General features: G+C 74.0%; 12 protein-coding genes and 1 pseudogene. 5 read left to right on the top strand and 8 right to left on the bottom strand.

What is annotated here, in order from left to right; genetic code table 11:
• The first annotated feature begins 96 nt into the window (after positions 1–96).
• Entirely contained in the window at positions 97–4,692 is a 4,596-nt protein-coding gene (gene gltB / locus ACYQ8Q_RS12625; RefSeq protein WP_460064518.1) for a glutamate synthase large subunit, read from the top strand.
• Complete coding sequence (locus tag ACYQ8Q_RS12620; RefSeq protein WP_460064516.1) at positions 4,685–6,145, top strand: glutamate synthase subunit beta; 1,461 nt, start codon at positions 4,685–4,687, stop codon at positions 6,143–6,145. Before gltB ends, ACYQ8Q_RS12620 begins: the two co-directional genes overlap by 8 nt.
• A gap of 103 nt (positions 6,146–6,248) precedes the next feature.
• Here ACYQ8Q_RS12620 and ACYQ8Q_RS12615 read toward each other — a convergent pair whose 3' ends face one another.
• The 3 genes from ACYQ8Q_RS12615 to ACYQ8Q_RS12605 are packed head-to-tail and all read right to left on the bottom strand — an operon-like array spanning position 6,249 to position 13,211.
• Complete coding sequence (locus ACYQ8Q_RS12615) at positions 6,249–7,205, bottom strand: ABC transporter ATP-binding protein (RefSeq protein WP_460064514.1); 957 nt, start codon at positions 7,203–7,205, stop codon at positions 6,249–6,251.
• Entirely contained in the window at positions 7,202–9,922 is a 2,721-nt protein-coding gene (locus ACYQ8Q_RS12610; protein WP_460064513.1) for an ABC transporter permease, read from the bottom strand. Before ACYQ8Q_RS12610 ends, ACYQ8Q_RS12615 begins: the two co-directional genes overlap by 4 nt.
• 1 nt (position 9,923) lies before the next feature.
• Positions 9,924–13,211: an FtsX-like permease family protein gene (locus ACYQ8Q_RS12605; protein ID WP_460064512.1), complete on the bottom strand. Its 3,288-nt coding sequence runs from the start codon at positions 13,209–13,211 to the stop codon at positions 9,924–9,926.
• Positions 13,212–13,365: 154 nt separating this feature from the next.
• Here ACYQ8Q_RS12605 and ACYQ8Q_RS12600 point away from each other — a divergent pair, with 154 nt between their 5' ends.
• Positions 13,366–14,094 carry an ABC transporter ATP-binding protein gene (locus ACYQ8Q_RS12600; protein WP_460064511.1) on the top strand — a complete coding sequence of 243 codons (729 nt, stop codon included), beginning with the start codon at positions 13,366–13,368 and terminating at the stop codon, positions 14,092–14,094.
• On the opposite strand, the gene ACYQ8Q_RS12595 is transcribed toward ACYQ8Q_RS12600, so the two are convergent.
• Positions 14,095–14,958, bottom strand: a complete 864-nt coding sequence (locus ACYQ8Q_RS12595; RefSeq protein ID WP_460064509.1) for a rhomboid family intramembrane serine protease — start codon at positions 14,956–14,958, stop codon at positions 14,095–14,097.
• 77 nt (positions 14,959–15,035) lie between these two features.
• Between ACYQ8Q_RS12595 and ACYQ8Q_RS12590 the strand changes: the two genes are divergently transcribed.
• Positions 15,036–15,758 carry a vWA domain-containing protein gene (locus ACYQ8Q_RS12590; protein WP_460064508.1) on the top strand — a complete coding sequence of 241 codons (723 nt, stop codon included), beginning with the start codon at positions 15,036–15,038 and terminating at the stop codon, positions 15,756–15,758.
• 2 nt (positions 15,759–15,760) lie between these two features.
• Here ACYQ8Q_RS12590 and ACYQ8Q_RS12585 read toward each other — a convergent pair.
• Positions 15,761–16,644, bottom strand: a pseudogene (locus ACYQ8Q_RS12585) (SGNH/GDSL hydrolase family protein).
• The gene (locus ACYQ8Q_RS12580) at positions 16,641–17,210 is read right to left on the bottom strand and encodes a TetR/AcrR family transcriptional regulator (protein WP_460064506.1); all 570 of its coding nucleotides are present in this window, start codon (positions 17,208–17,210) and stop codon (positions 16,641–16,643) included. The pseudogene ACYQ8Q_RS12585 and the gene ACYQ8Q_RS12580 overlap by 4 nt, the downstream one beginning before the upstream one ends.
• 84 nt (positions 17,211–17,294) lie before the next feature.
• On the opposite strand from ACYQ8Q_RS12580, the gene ACYQ8Q_RS12575 reads away from it, so the two are divergent.
• The gene (locus tag ACYQ8Q_RS12575) at positions 17,295–17,786 is read left to right on the top strand and encodes an FBP domain-containing protein (RefSeq protein WP_460064505.1); all 492 of its coding nucleotides are present in this window, start codon (positions 17,295–17,297) and stop codon (positions 17,784–17,786) included.
• Between the two features lie 3 nt (positions 17,787–17,789).
• Here the strand turns inward: ACYQ8Q_RS12575 and ACYQ8Q_RS12570 are convergent, their stop codons facing one another.
• Positions 17,790–18,740, bottom strand: coding sequence for an acyl-CoA dehydrogenase family protein (locus ACYQ8Q_RS12570; protein WP_460064503.1), 951 nt, complete (start codon positions 18,738–18,740; stop codon positions 17,790–17,792).
• Positions 18,740–19,879, bottom strand: coding sequence for an acyl-CoA dehydrogenase family protein (locus ACYQ8Q_RS12565; protein WP_460064501.1), 1,140 nt, complete (start codon positions 19,877–19,879; stop codon positions 18,740–18,742). Before ACYQ8Q_RS12565 ends, ACYQ8Q_RS12570 begins: the two co-directional genes overlap by 1 nt.
• Between the last annotated feature and the right edge of the window lie 74 nt (positions 19,880–19,953).

Below are 19,953 nucleotides of genomic sequence, written 5' to 3'. Positions count from 1 at the left end.
ATCATGTAACCTGCACGAAATTTTGCGCACACGCAGAGGGCCAACGTCGTCCCTCGGCACGCAGATATGCCACTTGAGACGACGACGGGAGAGCCGATGCGTACGCCGCGCCAGCCGTCCCAGCATTCCGCGAATGGCCAGAACTGGTCCTTCATGGATGCTCGCCCTGCTGCGCAGGGTATGTACGACCCCCGCAACGAGCACGACGCCTGTGGCGTCGGCTTCGTGGCCACCCTCACCGGTGAGGCGAGCCACACGCTGGTCGAGCAGGCGCTGACCGTTCTGCGCAACCTCGAGCACCGCGGCGCCACCGGCTCCGAGCCGGACTCCGGCGACGGCGCGGGCATCCTCACCCAGGTCCCCGACGCGTTCTTCCGCGAGGTGACCGGGTTCGAGCTGCCCGAGGCCGGCTCCTACGCCGTCGGCATCGCCTTCCTGCCCGAGGACGGCACGCAGGACACCGTCTCGCAGATCGAGACGATCGCCGCCGACGAGGGCCTCACCGTCCTCGGCTGGCGCGAGGTCCCGGTCGCCCCCGAGCTGCTCGGCGCCACCGCCCGCTCCACCATGCCGGTCTTCCGGCAGATCTTCGTCACGGACGGCGCCAGCCAGGGCATCGCCCTCGACCGCAAGGCGTTCGTGCTGCGCAAGCGCGCCGAGCGCGAGGCCGGCGTGTACTTCCCGTCGCTCTCCGCCCGCACGATCGTCTACAAGGGCATGCTGACCACCGGCCAGCTCGAGCCCTTCTTCCCGGACCTGTCCGACCGCCGCTTCGCCTCGGCCGTGTCGCTCGTCCACTCGCGCTTCTCCACGAACACCTTCCCGTCGTGGCCGCTCGCGCACCCGTACCGCTTCGTCGCGCACAACGGTGAGATCAACACCGTCAAGGGCAACCGCAACTGGATGCGCGCCCGTGAGTCGCAGCTGGTCTCGGACCTGTTCGGCCCGCAGGAGAAGCTGGAGCGGATCTTCCCCATCGCCACGCCGGAGGCCTCCGACTCCGCCACCTTCGACGAGGTGCTGGAACTGCTCCACCTCGGTGGCCGCTCGCTGCCGCACTCCGTGCTGATGATGATCCCGGAGGCGTGGGAGAACCACGACTCCATGGACCCGGCCCGGCGCGCCTTCTACCAGTTCCACTCCACGATGATGGAGCCCTGGGACGGCCCGGCCTGTGTCACCTTCACCGACGGCACCCAGGTCGGCGCGGTCCTCGACCGCAACGGTCTGCGCCCCGGCCGCTACTGGGTCACCGACGAGGGCCTCGTCGTCCTCGGCTCCGAGGTCGGCGTCCTCGACATCGACCCCGCCAAGGTCGTCCGCAAGGGCCGCCTCCAGCCCGGCAAGATGTTCCTCGTCGACACCGCCGAGCACCGCATCATCGAGGACGACGAGATCAAGGCGCAGCTCGCCGCCGAGGCCCCGTACGCCGAGTGGCTCGAGGCCGGCGAGATCGAGCTGGGCGACCTGCCCGAGCGTGAGCACATCGTGCACACCCACGCCTCGGTCACCCGCCGCCAGCAGACCTTCGGCTACACCGAGGAGGAACTGCGCGTCATCCTCGCGCCGATGGCCAAGGCCGGCGCCGAGCCGATCGGCTCCATGGGCACCGACTCGCCGATCGCCGCGCTGTCCTCCCGCCCGCGGCTGCTCTTCGACTACTTCACCCAGCTCTTCGCGCAGGTCACCAACCCGCCGCTGGACGCGATCCGCGAGGAGCTGGTCACCTCCCTGCGCTCCTCGCTGGGCCCCGAGGGCAACCTGCTGGAGCCGACGGCCGCCTCCTGCCGCACGGTCACCCTGCCCTTCCCGGTGATCGACAACGACGAGCTGGCCAAGCTCATCCACATCAACGCCGACGGCGACATGCCCGGCTTCAAGGCCGCGACGCTCTCCGGCCTGTACCGGGTGCACGGCGGAGGTGACTCCCTCGCCGCGCGCATCGACGAGATCTGCGCCGAGGCCGACGCCGCCATCGACAACGGTGCCCGGCTGATCGTCCTGTCGGACCGCCACTCGGACGCCGAGCACGCGCCGATCCCCTCGCTGCTGCTCACCGCGGCCGTCCACCACCACCTCATCCGCACCAAGCAGCGCACCGAGGTGGGCCTGCTGGTCGAGGCCGGTGACGTCCGCGAGGTCCACCACGTCGCCCTGCTGATCGGTTTCGGCGCCGCCGCCGTCAACCCGTACCTGGCGATGGAGTCCGTCGAGGACCTGGTCCGCGCCGGCACCTTCCTGTCGGACATCGAGTCCGAGAAGGCCATCCGCAACCTGATCTACGCCCTCGGCAAGGGCGTCCTGAAGGTCATGTCCAAGATGGGCATCTCCACCGTCGCCTCCTACCGCGGCGCCCAGGTCTTCGAGGCCGTCGGTCTCGACGACGCCTTCGTGGAGAAGTACTTCAACGGCACCGCCACCAAGATCGGCGGCGTCGGCATCGACGTCGTCGCCCAGGAGGTCGCCGCCCGCCACGCCAAGGCCTACCCGGCCTCCGGCATCGCTCCCGCGCACCGCGCGCTGGAGATCGGCGGCGAGTACCAGTGGCGCCGCGAGGGCGAGCCGCACCTGTTCGACCCGGAGACGGTCTTCCGCCTCCAGCACTCGACGCGCTCGGGCAGCTTCGACATCTTCAAGAAGTACACGGACCGGGTGAACGAGCAGTCCGAGCGCCTGATGACGCTCCGCGGTCTGTTCGGCTTCTCCTCCGGCCGCCCGTCGATCCCCGTCGACGAGGTCGAGCCGGTCTCCGAGATCGTCAAGCGCTTCTCCACCGGTGCCATGTCGTACGGCTCCATCTCCCTGGAGGCGCACGAGACCCTCGCCATCGCCATGAACCAGCTGGGCGCCAAGTCCAACACCGGTGAGGGCGGCGAGGACCCGGAGCGCCTGTACGACCCGGCGCGCCGCTCCGCGATCAAGCAGGTCGCCTCCGGCCGCTTCGGCGTGACGAGCGAGTACCTGGTCAACGCGGACGACATCCAGATCAAGATGGCCCAGGGCGCCAAGCCCGGCGAGGGCGGCCAGCTGCCCGGCCACAAGGTCTACCCGTGGGTCGCCAAGACCCGGCACTCCACCCCGGGCGTCGGTCTGATCTCCCCGCCGCCGCACCACGACATCTACTCCATCGAAGACCTCGCCCAGCTGATCCACGACCTGAAGAACGCGAACCCGCAGGCGCGGATCCACGTGAAGCTGGTCTCCGAGGTCGGCGTCGGCACGGTCGCGGCGGGTGTGTCCAAGGCGCACGCGGACGTCGTCCTCATCTCCGGCCACGACGGCGGTACGGGCGCCTCCCCGCTGACGTCGCTGAAGCACGCGGGCGGCCCCTGGGAGCTCGGCCTCGCCGAGACCCAGCAGACCCTGCTGCTCAACGGTCTGCGCGACCGGATCGTCGTCCAGACCGACGGCCAGCTCAAGACCGGCCGTGACGTCGTCATCGCCGCGCTGCTCGGCGCCGAGGAGTTCGGCTTCGCGACCGCCCCGCTCGTCGTCTCCGGCTGCGTCATGATGCGCGTCTGCCACCTGGACACCTGCCCGGTCGGCATCGCCACCCAGAACCCGGTCCTGCGCGACCGCTTCTCCGGCAAGGCCGAGTACGTGGTGAACTTCTTCAAGTTCATCGCGCAGGAGGTCCGCGAGCTGCTGGCCGAGCTGGGCTTCCGCTCCATCGAGGAGGCCGTCGGCCACGCCGAGGTCCTCGACGTGGAGCGCGCCGTCGACCACTGGAAGGCGCAGGGCCTCGACCTCGCCCCGCTGTTCCACGTGCCCGAGCTGCCCGAGGGCGCGGTGCTCCACCACGCCGTCGCCCAGGACCACGGTCTGGAGAAGGCGCTCGACAACGAGCTGATCAAGCTCGCCGCCGACGCCCTGGCCGCCTCCGACGCCACCGAGGCCCAGCCGGTGCGCGCCCAGGTCAAGGTCCGCAACATCAACCGCACGGTCGGCACCATGCTCGGCCACGAGGTGACGAAGAAGTTCGGCGGCGCGGGTCTGCCCGACGACACCATCGACATCACCTTCACCGGCAGCGCGGGCCAGTCCTTCGGCGCCTTCCTGCCGCGCGGTGTCACGCTGCGCCTGGAGGGCGACGCCAACGACTACGTCGGCAAGGGCCTCTCCGGCGGCCGCGTCGTCGTCCGCCCGGACCGGGGCGCCGACCACCTCGCCGAGTACTCCACCATCGCGGGCAACACCATCGCCTACGGCGCCACCGGCGGCGAGCTGTTCCTGCGCGGCCGCACCGGTGAGCGGTTCTGCGTCCGCAACTCCGGCGCGCTGGTCGTCTCCGAGGGCGTGGGCGACCACGGCTGCGAGTACATGACCGGCGGTCACGCGGTGGTCCTCGGCGAGACGGGCCGCAACTTCGCGGCCGGCATGTCCGGCGGTATCGCCTACGTGATCGACCTCGACCGCGACAACGTCAACGTCGGCAACCTGGACGCCGTACAGGCGCTGGACGCCGCGGACGGGCAGTGGCTGCACGACGTCGTGCGCCGGCACGCCGAGGAGACCGGCTCCACGGTCGCCGAGAAGCTCCTCGCGGACTGGGACGCGTCCGTGGCCCGCTTCAGCAAGATCATCCCCAGCACGTACAAGGCAGTGCTCGCCGCCAAGGACGCCGCCGAGCAGGCGGGACTCTCCGAGTCCGAGATCACCGAGAAGATGATGGAGGCGGCGATCAATGGCTGACCCGAAGGGCTTTCTGAACCACGGCCGCGAGGTCGCCAAGTCCCGTCCCGTCGACGTGCGCCTCAAGGACTGGAACGAGGTCTACGTCCCCGGCTCACTGCTGCCGATCATCAGCAAGCAGGCCAGCCGGTGCATGGACTGCGGCATCCCGTTCTGCCACAACGGCTGTCCGCTCGGGAACCTCATCCCCGAGTGGAACGACTACGCCTACCGCGAGGACTGGTCGGCCGCGTCGGAGCGCCTGCACGCCACGAACAACTTCCCGGAGTTCACCGGCCGCCTCTGCCCGGCGCCCTGTGAGTCGGCGTGCGTGCTCGGCATCAACCAGCCGGCCGTGACCATCAAGAACGTCGAGGTCTCGATCATCGACAAGGCGTGGGACGCGGGCACCGTCGCCCCGCAGGCCCCCGAGCGCCTGTCCGGCAAGACCGTCGCCGTCATCGGCTCGGGCCCGGCGGGACTCGCCGCCGCCCAGCAGCTGACGCGGGCCGGTCACACTGTCGCCGTCTACGAGCGCGCGGACCGCGTCGGAGGCCTCCTGCGCTACGGCATCCCCGAGTTCAAGATGGAGAAGCGGCACATCAACCGCCGTATCGAGCAGATGCGCGCGGAGGGCACCCGCTTCCGCACCGGCATCGAGATCGGCCGCGACCTCAAGGCGACCGACCTGAAGAAGCGGTACGACGCGGTCGTCATCGCCGCCGGCGCCACCACCGCCCGTGACCTCCCGGTCCCCGGCCGTGAGCTCAAGGGCGTCCACCAGGCGATGGAGTACCTGCCGCTGGCCAACAAGGTCCAGGAGGGCGACTACGTCACCTCCCCGATCACGGCCGAGGGCAAGCACGTCGTCGTCATCGGCGGCGGCGACACCGGCGCCGACTGCGTGGGCACCGCCCACCGCCAGGGCGCGGCCTCCGTCACCCAGCTGGAGATCATGCCCCGGCCGGGCGAGGACCGCGCGCCGCACCAGCCGTGGCCGACCTTCCCGATGCTCTACAAGGTCACGTCCGCGCACGAGGAGGGCGGCGAGCGGGTCTACTCCGTCTCCACCACCCACTTCGAGGGCGACGAGGACGGCAACGTCCAGTGGCTGCACCTGGTCGAGGTCGAGTTCGTCGGCGGCAAGCTCACCCAGAAGCCGGGCACCGAGCGCAAGATCCCCGCGCAGCTCGTCACCCTGGCCATGGGCTTCACCGGCACCGACCGGGACAACGGCCTGGTCGAGCAGTTCGGCCTGGAGCTCGACGAGCGCGGCAACGTCGCCCGCGACGCCGACTTCCAGACCAATGTGCCGGGCGTCTTCGTCGCCGGTGACGCGGGCCGCGGCCAGTCGCTCATCGTGTGGGCGATCGCCGAGGGCCGCTCCGCCGCCCGCGGCTGCGACCGCTTCCTGACCGGCGCCAGCGACCTGCCGGCCCCGATCCGCCCGACGGACCGGTCCCTGATGGTCTGACCCCCAGGGTCGACAGACGTCCCGTACAAAGGCGTACGGAACACTGGCAGCGTCTGCCCCACAGTCCCCGACCGGACGACTGGGCAGGCGCTGTCGCACATCCTCAGCCGATCTCGTCCGGCCACACCTGGATGTGGTCCTCCTCCAGTTCCAGCAGCACCCGGTCCGCCATGTCCAGCGCGGCCGTGTACTCGGCGGGCAGCTGCAGCCGCCCGGCCCGGTCGAGCATCGCGTACTCCCGCGCCACCAGGGCCTCCTGGCCCTCCTCGTCGACCTCCGTGCGCCGCAGCACCTCCGTCGAGGTGCGGCCGTCCCGGATCGCGACCGTGCGCCGGACCTCCCCCGCCACCGCCTGGTCGTGGGTGACCACGACGATCGTCGTGCCCAGCTCCTCGTTGGCCCGCCGGAACGCGGCGAACACCTGCTGTCCGGTGGCCGAGTCCAGCTCACCGGTGGGCTCGTCGGCGAGCAGCACCGCGGGCGCGTTGGCGAGGGCGACGGCGATCGCGACCCGCTGCTGCTGCCCCCCGGACAGCTGCCGCGGATACCGGTCGGCACAGTCGGCGACCCCGAGCAGCGCCAGCAGCTCCGCCGCCCGCCCGCCCCGCTTCCCGCGCCGCACCCCCGCCAGCTGCGTCGGCAGCGTCACGTTCTGGGCGGCCGTCAGATACGGCAGCAGATTCCGCGCCGTCTGCTGCCAGACGAAGCCCACCACCTCGCGCCGGTACCGCAGCCGCGCCTTCGCGTCCATCGTCAGCAGATCACGGCCCGCCACCCGCGCCGAGCCCGCGGTGGGCACGTCCAGGCCCGCGAGGATGTTCATCAGCGTCGACTTGCCGCTGCCGGACGCCCCGACCAGCGCCATCAGCTCGCCCTCCCGGACCAGCAGATCGAGCCCCTGGAGCGCCTGCACCTCCACCGCGTCGCCGCCGCCGCGCCCGGAGAAGATCCGCACCAGCCGGTCGCAGGCGATCAGCGCGTCGTGCCCGTACGCGGGCCGGTCGCGCCGGTCCGCCGCCCGCCGCTCCAGCTCCGCCAGCGACCGTGTGGTCCCGCTCATCGCATGTCTCCCGCCCTGAGATGGGTGATCGGTGTCCGGCGCCCCGCCCACCAGGCCTGCCCGACGGCCACCGCGCCCGCCAGCAGCACCGCGCCCGCGGCGGGCAGCACCAGCGACCAGAGGTCGGCCCGCAGGGCCGCGCCGTGCACGGTGGCGCCGGCCGGCAGGGCCAGCCGGTCCAGATCGACGCCCGGCGCGAGCAGCCGGACGGTGGCCCAGCCGACGGCCACGCCCCCGCCGGCCGCGATCAGGGCCTGGGGCAGCGCCTCCAGACCGAGCAGCCGCCGGCCCTGGCGGGCCGTCAGGCCCAGCGTGCGCAGCCGGGCCAGCAGCGCGGCCCGCTCCGGCGCGGCCCGCAGCAGCGAGAGCACCAGGGCCAGTACGGCGTAGCCGGCGCCCGCGCCGACCGCCCAGCCGTAGATCCGCCCCGCACTCTCCTGGAGCGGTGTGTCGGACAGCGCCGCGCGTTCCTCGGCGCGCAGCGTCACCGTGCGGTCCGCCCCGCGCACGGCCGCCCGCAGCGCCCGCGCGTCGAGTCCGGCACCGGCCGCCAGCAGGGTCGTAGAACCGCCGGAACCCTTCAGTCCTGCCGCGTCGACCAGCAGGAACTCCCCGTCGGGCACGGCGGGCGTACGGTCGCGCACCGCCGTGATCCGCACCGTGACGACTCCGCCCGGTGTCACGATCGGGCGCGCCGCCCGCCCCAGCCGCTCGGCGACCCCGGGCGAGGCGACGGCGTCCAGCACCCCGCCCGCCGACGCCAGCCGCCCGTCCGGGAAGCCGCCGAGCCCGACCCGCCGGGCCAGCCCCGCGTACGCGTCCGGCTCGACCCCGACCACGGTCAGCGGATGCGTCTCGTCGGACGCGCTCGTCGAGGCCCGCTCGATCCGTACGCCCGCCACCTCCCGTACCCCCGTCACGCCCCGCACCGCCCGCACCAGGTCCGCCGGGAGCGGGGTGCCGTCGGTCGTGGCGATCCGCGCGTCCGCGCCCGTCGTCAGCAGCGCGGCCCGGTCCCGGGCGTCCGCGACCCCCGACAGCACGGACCCCCCGAACGCCGCCGTCGTCAGGGCCGTCAGCAGGGCGAGCAGCGGCAGCGCCGCGACCCCGGCCGAGGAGCGGCCCGCACGGGCCAGCGCCAGGAACCCGACCGCGCCCCGCAGCCGCGCGGCCGGCCCGGCGGCCCACCGCAGCGGCAGCGGATACAGCCGTACGAGGATCAGCGCCGCGACCAGCCCGACCAGCACCGGCGCCGCGCTCACCAGCAGATCGCCCGACGCGCCCGTGCCCCGGCGGCGCAGCGCCGCCACCGAGCCCACGGCCAGCACCAGCAGGGTCAGTTCGGCGACGGTGCGGCGCGCGCCGGGCCGGGCGCGGGCGAGATCGTCCCGCTCCTGATGGGCCCGCGGGCTGCGGTGGGCGACGACCGCGCGCACCGGGAGCGCCGCACAGGCGAGCACCGCCACACCGCCCGCGCCGAGCACCGCGGGCAGCAGCCGCGCCCCGTCCACCGCGACCACGGCGAGCAGCAGGCCGCCGGCCGCCGAGGGCACCGCCACCACGGCCGTCTCGCCCAGCAGCCGCCCCGCGATACCGCGCAGCGAGCCGCCCCGGGCCCGCAGCAGGGCCAGTTCCCGCTCGCGGCGGGCGGCCGCCAGACCGGCGCTCATGACCAGGACGACGACGGCGACCGCCGCGATCCCGAACGCCCCGACGGCGACCACGGGCGTGATCGCGTCAGAGACCGCTGTAGTGGCCCCGACGACCTGCTCCAGACCGGTGGAGAGCGCGGCCGTGGGACCGGCCGCCGCGCGCAGCCGCAGCAGCCCGGGCCCGCCTTCGAGGGAGGCGACCGCGTCGACGAGCGGTGCGGCGTCCCGTGCGGTGAGCCGCCCGGTGGCGGGGGCGATCCGCCAGTACTTCTCCGGCTCGCCCTGGCCGCCGAGCAGCGCCGGGGCCGCCTCGGGCGCCAGCAGCAGGGCCGCCTCCCAGTAGAACTGGGGCGGAGTCTCCTTGAGGTAGGCCAGGGCGGGCGTGCGCAGGGTCGGCTCCACCGCCCAGTAACTCCCCTGCGGATGCCGGGGAGTGAGGATCCCGGTGATCCGGACGGTCAGCGGTGCCCCCGTGAACCCGTCCAGCGTGAGGGTGGACCCGGCCCGCAGATTCAGCGTCCGGGCGGTCTCGTCGGTCACGGCGCCTTCCACCACCCGGGTGTCCGCCGTCACCGGCCCCTCGGCGGCGGGCAGCCGGCCCTCCCGTACGGTGGCGTGCCCGGCGAGCCCCGACTGCGTCAGCAGGGTGAACTTCGGCGGCAGCCCGTCCGGCCGGGGCAGGGACGCCTCCTGCGCCTCCAGGCTCTTCGCGGTCCGCACGCCGTACGCGGACTCGGCCGGGTCCGCCTTCAGCGGTCCGGGCAGCGCGGCCGAGGCCTTGGCGTCGACGGCCGCGAGCGCCCCGGGCCGCAGAGCCTCCTCCCGGGCCTCCCACCGCAGTTCGAGCCCCGGCTGCGGGGCCTTCAGCTCCAGCACCGTGGACGCCGGGGAAGCGTCGGCCACGGCCTCGCGCAGCCCCCGGGTCCCGTAGGCCTCGACGGCCCGGGGCAGCAGGGCCGCGAGGAACGCGGTGAGCAGCACCAGCACACCGAAGGCGACGGCGGCCACCGGCGCGGTGCGCAGCCGGGTCCGCACCCAGGGCGCGCCATGACGGTCCGGGCGCATCTCAGTCCTCCCCCTGGTGGCGCAGCGCGACCGCGGGTTCCGTCCGGCGCAACGCGGAGGCGGCGGTGATCAGCAGGAGCGGGGCGGCGACCCCCGCGAGCAGCAGGGCCACCCTCGGCAGCGGCAGTTCGACCAGGACGGGCGGGACGGGCCGGGCCGCGTCGGAGGTCAGCACGATCAACGGCACGACGGCCCGGGTCAGCACGGTCCCCAGGCCCAGCCCGGCGAGCAGCCCGGCGCCGACGAGCAGGCTCTGCTCGGTCGCGACCAGCCGGGCCAGGTCCCGGCGCGGCGCGCCCAGTGCCCGCAGCACCGCGAACTCCGCCGACCGCTCCCGCCGCGCCCCGGCCGCGCTCACCGCGAACCCCCCGGCCGCGAGGGCCACGGCGGCCACCGCGACCGCCGTCAGGGCCGAGCGCGGCCCGGCGCCGAGCGGGTCGCGCAGCAGTGCGGCGGCGGTCTCGTCGCGCACCAGCACCTGGTCCGGGGCGAGATCGGGACGCGCCCGCAGCGCGGCGGCCACCCGTGCGGCCCGGCCGGGGGCGGCGTCCACCCACCACTCGTTCGGCGTGAGCGGCCTACTCGCCCGCGCGGCCAGCGCCGCGTCGACGGCCCGCAGATCGAGCAGCAGCGCCCCGCCGTCCCCGCTCTGTTCGTCCGGGGCGACCGCGGTCGTCGGCAGGGCCTGGACGGACCGGACGATCCGCACCCGCAACCGCTCCCCGGCCAGCGTCACATCGATGCCGTCGCCGACCTTCGCGCCCGCGGCGCGCAGGAACTCCTCGGTGGCCAGACCGGGCAGGCTCGCCGCGGCCGACGCGCCGGCGGTGTCGACGCGGACGGTGAACGCGGGCGGCGCGAAACCGAGACCGCCGTCGACGCCCGTGCCGTACTCGACGGTCATCAGCCCCGCTTCCGCCCCGGGCTTCAGCGTCGTCCGGGCCGCGACCGTGCCGTTCTCCGACCCGGTCCAGCCGCCCGACCAGCGCAGTCCGGCGGGCGCCGGGACGGTCCGCGCGGGGCCGTCCGCGCCGGTGGCGAGCAGGCGTTCGACGGTGAACCGGTGCCCCTGCGGACGGCCCGCGGGGGAGGCGCCGTCGAGTTGCAGACCGGTCAGCCGCAGCGGTCCGGCCGGGGCGGCCCGGCCGCCGGTCGCCGTGACGTCCAGGTCCACGGCGGCCCGGTGCACCCGGCCGTCGACGGGGATCGTCCCGGCGCTCATCCGGTAGGCGATGCCGTAGCCGTCCTCGACGACCAGGGTGAGCTGCGGCGCGAGACCGGAGGCGCGGGCTGCCGGGTCCGTGACGTCGGTGATCCGCACATCGAGCGCGAGCCGCCGGGTGCCCTCGGGCAGCCGGATCGCGCGGTCGGTGTCCTGCCCGGCGGGGGCCAGCGCCCGCAGCAGCTTCGCCGGGGACTCCCGGGAGAGATCGCCGCGCAGCAGCAGGTCCTCCCCGGCGTGGGTGGTGTCCAGGGCGAGGACCGTGGCCGTACGGCCGCCGGAGAGGTCCAGGGTGGTGCGGTGGGCGGGGGCGGCGTCGCGGGCCCCGGGCAGCCCGGCGTACAGACCGGTCTGGCCGGGGCTGCCCGGCCTGGTGTCGAGGACCCGCACCGAGGCGCCGGTGCGGAAGTCGGCCTGGTCGTCCTGCGACCGGTCCCAGGACGCCCCGTGCCCGATCGCCAGCATGCCCGTCGCCACCGCGACGACCAGCAGCAGCACCGGACCCGCGCCGCGCAGCGGACGCCGGCTGAACTGCCAGCCCGCGAGCGCCGCCGGCAGCCCCCGGCCGCTCGCCGACCGCCGCTCCGCGAGCCGGGCCGCGAGCGGCAGCAGCCGCAGTGTCAGCACCGTGCCCGCCAGCAGCGCCAGCGCGGGAGCGGCGACCAGCAGCGGATCCACGCCCAGCTCCCCGGCCCGGTCCCGGCTGAGCGCGCCGCCGCCCGCGTCGGTGCGCCGATCGAGCTGCCAGTAGGCGATCCCCGCGATCAGCAGCAGCCCGACATCGGCTCCGGCGCGCACCGGCGCCGCCGAGGCCGTGGCCCGGAGCCGCCGCAGCCGTACGGGCGTCCCGGCCGTCGCCGCCAGCGCGGGCGCCACGACCGCCGTCGCACAGGCCGCCGCCACCGCGCCCGCGACCAGCCACACCCGGCCCGCGGGGGCCGCCTCGAGGCGCAGCCCGATCCGGTCGAGCGAGGACCAGCGGGCGAGCAGCCGGGCCAGCGGACCGGACAGCAGCGCGGCGCCGACCGCGGCCGGCACCGCCAGCAGCAGCGCCTCCAGCGCGGCGAGTGAGGCGATCCGGCCGCGCGATCCGCCCCGGGCGCGCAGCAGTTCGGTCTCGCCCGCCCGCTCGCCGTCGAGGAGCCGGGCCACCAGCAACAGCGCGTACCCGGCGAGCAGCACCAGCTGCACCGAGACGATCGTCAGGGTGGAGCGGGACACGAGCAGGGCCCGCGCGGTCCGGTCGAGCAGAGCGGGCAGGTCGGTGTGCACGGACGCGCTCTCCCCGAGCGCCTGGCGCAGTTCCCCGGCGGCCCGTGCGTTCGCCGCGCCCAGCCGGTCGAGGCCGGCGGTGGTGAGCGTGCGGTAGTCGGCCGTCGCCACCCAGGTGGTGCCGTCGACGGCCGCGCGGCCCGAGGCGAGCACGGAGGCGTCGGTGAGGAGCGGGCCGTAGGTGGTGAAGACGACCGTGCGCACCCCGTGCCCGGCGAGGGTGTCCGCCTGCCAGTACGGGTCGGCGGTGTCGGCCGCCCGGTAGACCCCGGTCACCCGGACCGTGAGCGGCTTCCCGGTCAGCCGGTCGGTGAGCGCCACCCGGGCCCCGGGCCCCAGCCCCAGCCGGTCGGCGGCCGCCTCGGGCAGCGCGACAGGCACCGGCGCGTTCGGGGCCGCCGGCCCGGGCAGGGCGCCCGCGACCAGCCGGATCCGGGAGGTGTCCAGGGCGGCGAGGAAGGTCAGGTCCGGCTGCCCGGCCTGCGGGGTCCCGGGCAGGGCGTACGCCGTCGAGCGCTCCAGCGCCCGCACGGTCACCGGCAGCCCGCCGAACGCCTCCCGCGCCCGCCGGGCCACGTCCGCCGCCGTCTCGTCCCGGGGCACGTCCGTGTCGACCACCATCGCCGCCGAGCCCGCGGCCCGGCCGCCGAGCGTCGTGCGCAGGGCGGCGTCGCCGACGGAACCGGAGAACGCGGCGAGGGCGGCGAGCACCGAGGCGGTCAGCAGCACCGCGAGCAGCGCGGCGGCGAGCAGCAGCCGGTGTGCGCGCACGCGCAGCACCAAGAAGCCCGTCACGCGTCCCCCGCTCCCCCCGAAGTCCCCTACGCGGCATGCATATCACGGAGTTACCGGACGGGTACACGTGTTCGGGGGCGGGGTTCGCACGGGCGGTGACGGTGTGTTCGTACGGCTCTTGACGATGGGGGCGGGCAGCGGGTGGGATGCCGGGATGACGGAGAACACCGCCGCCCTCGCGACCGGCACCACCGATCTTGCGGCGGACCCCATGCTGCTGGTGGAGGATCTGCACCACTCCTACGGCACCGGCGCCGCCGCCGTCCACGCGCTGCGCGGGGCGTCCTTCGCCGTCCGGCGCGGCGAACTGGTCGCCCTCAAGGGCCGTTCGGGCTCCGGCAAGACAACCCTGCTGCATCTGATCGGCGGCCTCGACTCCCCGCAGCGCGGCCGGATCGTCCTCGGCGGCACCGAACTGTCGGCGCTCGGCGAGAGCGGGCTGCTGGAGCTGCGCCGCGACCAGATCGGCTTCGTCTTCCAGTCCTTCGGGCTCATCCCCATCCTCACCGCCGCCGAGAACGTGGGGGTGCCGCTGCGGCTGCGCCGGGCCGAGCCGCGTGAACGCGAGGAGCGGGTGGCCCTGCTGCTGGCCCTGGTGGGTCTGGCCGGCCACGGGACACAGCGGCCGGCCGAGCTCTCCGGCGGCCAGCAGCAGCGGGTCGCCATCGCCCGCGCGCTGGCCAACCGGCCCGCGCTGCTGCTCGCCGACGAGCCGACCGGCCAGCTCGACGCCGCCACCGGCCTCGCGGTGATGGAACTGCTGCGGGCCGTGGTGCGCAGCGAGGGCGTCACGGCCCTCGTCGCCACACACGACCCGCAACTCCTGGGTCTCGCCGACCGGGTGCTGGAACTCGGCGACGGACAGGTCGTCGAGAGCCCCTGATCAGGCGAGTTGACCCGCCTTCAGCACGGCGCACACCACCAGCAGGGCCAGCAGGGCCACGCAGATGCCCGCCTGGATCCACGGCCGCCGCCCGTCCCGGGGCGCGTAGGCGAAGCCCAGGGCCACCGCGCCGCCCGTCAACAGGCCGCCGAGGTGTCCCTGCCAGGAGGTGAGGCCCGCCGAGACCACCAGCCACAGCAGCAGGCCCGCCATGAACCGGTTGACCTGGCTCATGTCGGCGCCGAGGCGGCGCGCCAGGACATAGTAGGCGGCGCCGACGCCGAAGATCGCGCCGGAGGCGCCGACGGTCGGGGTCATGGGGGCGATCAGCAGCACCAGCACCGAACCGCCGAGCGCCGACAGCAGATAGAGGGCGAGGTAGCGGATCCGCCCGAGCTGGGCCTCCACCACCCGGCCCAGGTTCCACAGCGACACCATGTTCATCACGATGTGCAGGATCCCGAAGGTGCCCTGGGTGGGCGGCAGATGCAGGAACGCGCCGGTCAGCAGCCGGTACCACTCGCCGTGCGCGACGCCCTCCGGGAGATAGCCCGCCGGCACGGTGCCCAGCATGTCGAACCGGTTGACGACGTCCTCGTCGACCAGCTCCGCGAGATACGCGAGCACGTTGAGCCCGATCAGCACGTACGTCACCAGCGGCACCGCAGAGACCCGGCCGCCGACGACGGTCCGCGCCTGGCGGACCGACCGGGCCCCCTCCCGTACGCAGTCGGGGCACTGGTGGCCCACGGCCGCCTCCCGCATGCAGTCCGGGCAGATGAACCGCTCGCAGCGGGTGCAGCTGACGTAGGACTCCACCTGGGGATGGCGGTAGCAGGTGGTGACGGTGGACTCGGACTCCACGGACCGGCTCCTCTGGGCGCTTCTCGGCAAGAGCGAACAAAATAGCGAACGCCGCTGGATGTGGGAGGGTGGGGGCCATGGTCGCGATCAGTCTGAGCAAGGTCCAGGAGACCGCTCCCGCGCTGGTGAACCTCTACAAGAGTGCCGGGGTGTCCCTCACGAAGCACGGTCTCGACGGACAACGGGCCGCCGTGTATCTGGTGGTCGACTACTCGGGGTCGATGAAGCCGTACTACCAGGACGGCAGTGTGCAGGCGCTGGCCGACCGGGTGCTGGGCCTGTCCGCGCACCTCGACGACGACGGCCGGGTCCCGGTGGTGTTCTTCTCCACCGACGTGGACGCCGTCACCGACATCGAACTCGCCTCCCACCAGGGCCGGGTGGAGCGGATCGCGGCCGGGCTCGGGCACATGGGGAAGACCAGCTACCACCTGGCGATGGACGCGGTCATCGACCACTACCTCGACAGCGGCTCGCGCGCGCCCGCGCTCGTGGTCTTCCAGACCGACGGCGGGCCGATCAACAAGCTCGCCGCCGAGCGCTATCTGTGCAAGGCGGCCCGGCTGCCGCTGTTCTGGCAGTTCGTCGGCTTCGGCGACCGGGGCAGCAAGCAGTTCGACTTCCTGCGCAGGCTCGACGACCTCGCCGTGCCCGGCAGGCGGGTCGTCGACAACGCCGGCTTCTTCCACGCCGGCCCGGATCCGTGCCGGGTCTCCGACGCGGAGCTCTACGACCGGCTGGTGGGCGAGTTCCCGAAGTGGCTGGTGGCGGCACGGGCGGCGGGGATCGTACGGCCGTAGCCCTACAGGTCGAGCAGCCGTTCGGCGAAGCGCTCTCCGATCCTGCGGTGGGTGGCCGCGTCCGGGTGGAGGCCGTCGGGGAGGGGGAGTTCGGCGGCGTCGGCCTCGCCGTAGAGGTCGCGGCCGGAGGTTCGGGTCGTCGGCTGAGCGCCGATGCACCATGCGGGTGAGTTCGTCGCGGATGACGCGCTGGGACAGCTTCCCGCTCGCCACTGGGCGTGTCCTCGTGCCTGGGGCACAGGATCGGTGAGACGACCACCAGTGGGGCGGTCGGATGGCCCTTGCGGATCGTGTCGAGGAAGCCTTGACATCCTCCTTCGATCGAGACCGAAGGATTCCAGCCCTCGCGGGCTGAGGTTCACGGGCGCTCGAACCCTTTCGGGCTGTCACCCCTCCGGCGTGTCCCGCCGCGACACAGGTGTTACTCAGACGCACGCCTGGTTATCACCAGGTCCGTGTTCGTGTCCTTCGTCCCGCCCGGCAGTCCGGCGAAACGGACGGTGCCCGGCTTGCCGGGGCGGAGGTCGCCGGTGCCGGACGCCAGGTCGACGGTCAGCGTGTGGCCGCCGCCCGACACGCTCGCCTGCCCGGCCGGGTGGCCGTCGACGAGCAGGTCGTACACCCCGTCCGGCCGGGGCGGCGCGCCCACATAGGCCCGCCGGGTGGGCAGGGCGTCCAGTTCCACGGTGGTGGCGGCGGTGCGGACGACCAGCCGTACGCCCGAGGGCTGGGACTCGGCCATGAGCGGCTGTCCGTCGGAGCACTGGGCGCGGGCCCGGGCCGACAGCCGGTGCGGCAGGACCCCGTGCTCGGCGCGCTCGACGTCCAGGGTGCCGCGCAGCAGGTCCGCGGTGACCGGCGTGGTGATCCACGCGGGCCCGGTCATACGGCGGGCCAGGTGCGCAGCAGCGCGTCGAGGGCGTCCAGGACGCGGGTCCAGGTCTCGTCCGTGTCCGGGGCGCTGTGGCTGAAGCCGCCGCCCAGCTCCAGGCTGACATAGCCGTGGAAGACGCTGCCGAGGAGGCGGACCGCATGGGTCCGGTCCGGTTCCGCGAGGTCGTAGCCACGCAGGATCGCCCGGGTCATCTGCGCGTGCCGGACTCCCGCGCTCGCCGCCGCCGTCTCCGGGTCGAGCCGGAGCTGGGCGGCGGCGTAGCGGCCGGGGTGCTCATGGGCGTAGTCGCGGTAGACGTTGGCCAGCGCGCTCAGGGCGTCCTTGCCGGCCCGTCCGGCCACGGCCTCGGAGGCCCGGTCGGCGAGCTCCTCCAGGGCGAGCAGGGCGATCCGGGTCCGCAGGTCCTGGGAGTTCCTCACATGGGAGTACAGACTCGCCACCTTGACGTCGAACCGTCTGGCCAGCGCCGAGACGGTCACCTCGTCGAAGCCGACCTCGTCGGCCAGCTCGGCGCCCGCCCGGACGAGGCGTTCCGTGGTCAGCCCGACCCGCACCATGATGTCTCTCCCTACATCCTTCGCCCTTCGCCTGAAGTGAGTATGCATTTGCCTAAAAGCTTTAGGCAAATTAGCCTCACTTTTATGAAGCCCCTGACCGAGAACGAGATCCGTGCGGCCTTCGTCAACTGCAGCAAGGGCGAGGCGAAGCGCCTGTCCGTCCCGCGCGACCTGGCCGAGCGGCCCTGGGGCGACCTGGACTACCTCGGCTGGCGCGACCCGCAGGCCCCCGACCGCGCCTACCTCGTCGTCGAGCTGGACGGCCGACCGAAGGCCCTCACCCTGCGTGGCTCCGCCGGAGCCGTCGGGCAGGCCCGGCGCAGCATGTGCTCCCTGTGCCTGACGACCCACTCCGGCGGTGTCTCCCTGTTGGTCGCGCCCAAGGCGGGCCGGGCGGGACAGCAGGGCAACTCGGTCGGCGCCTACATGTGCGCCGACCTCGCCTGCTCGCTCTATGTGCGCGGCCTGCGGGACGCGGGCATCGGCGCCCGGCTGCACGAGACGATCACCCTGGAGGAGAAGATCGGCCGGACCGTGGCCAACCTCGCAGCCTTCGTCGCCAAGGTGACCGGCTGAGGGTCATGTCCGGGAGGCGAGCACCTCTGCCCGGCACTCGTCCGGCGTGCCCCACGCCGTGCGCAGGGCCCGCGCCTTGGTCAGCCACAGTGACAGGTCGTACTCCGCGGTGTAGCCGATCGCACCGTGCAGCTGGAGTGCCGTCCGGGCCGTCGCGTACGCCGCCTCACAGGCGCCCACCTTCGCCGCCGCCACGTCCGCCGGGGCCATCGTCACGGCGGCGCCCAGCACCAGCGGCCGGGCGAACTCCAGCGCGATGCGCGCGTCCGCCAGCCGGTGCTTGACCGCCTGGAACGACCCCACCGCGACCCCGAACTGGGTGCGCTGCCGTACATACGCCACCGTCCGCTCCAGCAGCGCCAGACCGACCCCGAGCGCCTGGGCGGCGGTGGTGAGCCGGGCCAGCAGCAGGGCCTCACCCGGCGGCGGCCCGGCGGCGAGCAGCTCTCCGCCCGGCCGCAGCCGGGTGAGCCTGCGCGCCGGGTCCAGGGAGGGGCGTACGGCGTCATGACCGGGGGCGAGCCGCACACCGTCGGGCGCCAGAGACAGCCGTACGTCCGCCAGATCGCCGTCCAGCGCGTACGCCCCCTCGTACGCCACCGTCGCCACCGACCCGCCCGCCGCCAGCGCCGGCAACAGCCGCTTCGCGGGCCCCGGTTCACGGATCAGGGCCGCGGCGGTCACCGTCTCCACCAGCGGACCCGGGACCGCGTGCCGTCCCAGCTCCACGAACGCCACGGCCAGGTCGACCGGCCGCCGACCCAGCCCCTCGTACTCCTCCGGGACCGCCAGCGCGAACACCCCCGCGTCGGCCAGCCGTGACCACAGCGCCCGCCCGCCCGCGTGGTCCCCCCGGCCCCACTTCCGCACCGTCCCCGGCGTGCCGGACGCCGTCAGCAGCGCGTCCAGGGAACCGGCGAACGCCTGCTGCTCGGCGTCGAGGAGGAAGCGCATCAGCGGCGTCCCTTCGGCAGGCCGAGCAGCCGCTCGGCGACGATGTCCCGCTGGATCTCGTTGGTGCCCGCGTAGATCGGACCGGCCAGCGAGAACACGTACCGCTCCGCCCACTCGGTGTCCGCCCGCTCGCCGTCCTCGGCCAGCAGGTCGAGCGCCGTCTCGTGCAGGGCGATGTCGTACTCCGACCAGAAGACCTTGTTCAGGCTGGACTCCGGGCCGAGCCGCTCGCCCGCCAGGAAACGGGAGGCGGCCCCGTAGGTGAACAGCTGGTAGGCGCGGGCCCCGACGAGCGCGTCCGCGACCCGCGCGGCCGACTCCGCAGGGCTGCCCTTCGCCCGCCACAGGTCGTACAGACGGTCGGCGGAGGCGAGGAAGCGGCCGGGGGAGCGCAGGGTGAGCCCCCGTTCGTTCGCCGCCGTCGACATCGCGATCCGCCAGCCCTGCCCGGGCGCGCCGATCACGTCCTCGTCCGGCACGAGCACCTCGTCCAGGAACAGCTCCGCGAACGCCGGCTTCCCGTCGAGCCGGCCGATCGGACGCACCGTCACCCCGGGCGCGCGCAGGTCGAACATCACGTAGGTGAGCCCCTGGTGGGGCTTCGCGGCGTCCGGGTCACTGCGGAACAGGCCGAAGGCGCGGTCCGCGAAGGCCGCGCGGGACGACCAGGTCTTCTGGCCGGTCAGCAGCCAGCCGCCGGCCGTGCGGACCGCCCGCGAGCGCAGGGAGGCCAGATCGGAACCTGCCTCCGGCTCCGACCAGGCCTGCGCCCACACGGTCTCGCCGGTGGCCATGGGCGGCAGGACGCGGGCCCGCTGTTCCTGCGTGCCGTGTTCCAGGAGGGTGGGGGCGAGCAGACTGATCCCGTTCTGGTTGACGCGCCCCGGGGCGCCCGCCGCGTAGTACTCCTCCTCGAACAGCAGCCAGCGGATCAGCCCGCACTCCCGCCCGCCGTACGCCGCCGGCCAGTCCACCACCGACCAGCCGTCCGCGGCCAGTTCGGCCTCCCAGGAGCGGTGGGCGGCGAAGCCCTCGGCCGTCTCCAGTGAGGGCGGCGCGACCGCGGGCACGTGCGCGTCGAGCCAGGCGCGGGCCTCGGCGCGGAACGCCTCCTCCTCCCGGGTGAGGGCGAGATCCATGGGCGGCCCTCCTTTCCGTTTCCGTTCCCGTGGGCGGCCAATCTTCCCTAACAAGTGTTTGGTAGGTTAGCGTG

Source organism: Streptomyces sp. YKOK-I1, assembly GCF_054660435.1.
The sequence above is the reverse complement of the archived record's forward strand: the minus strand, read 5'-3'. Positions and strand labels throughout refer to the sequence as shown.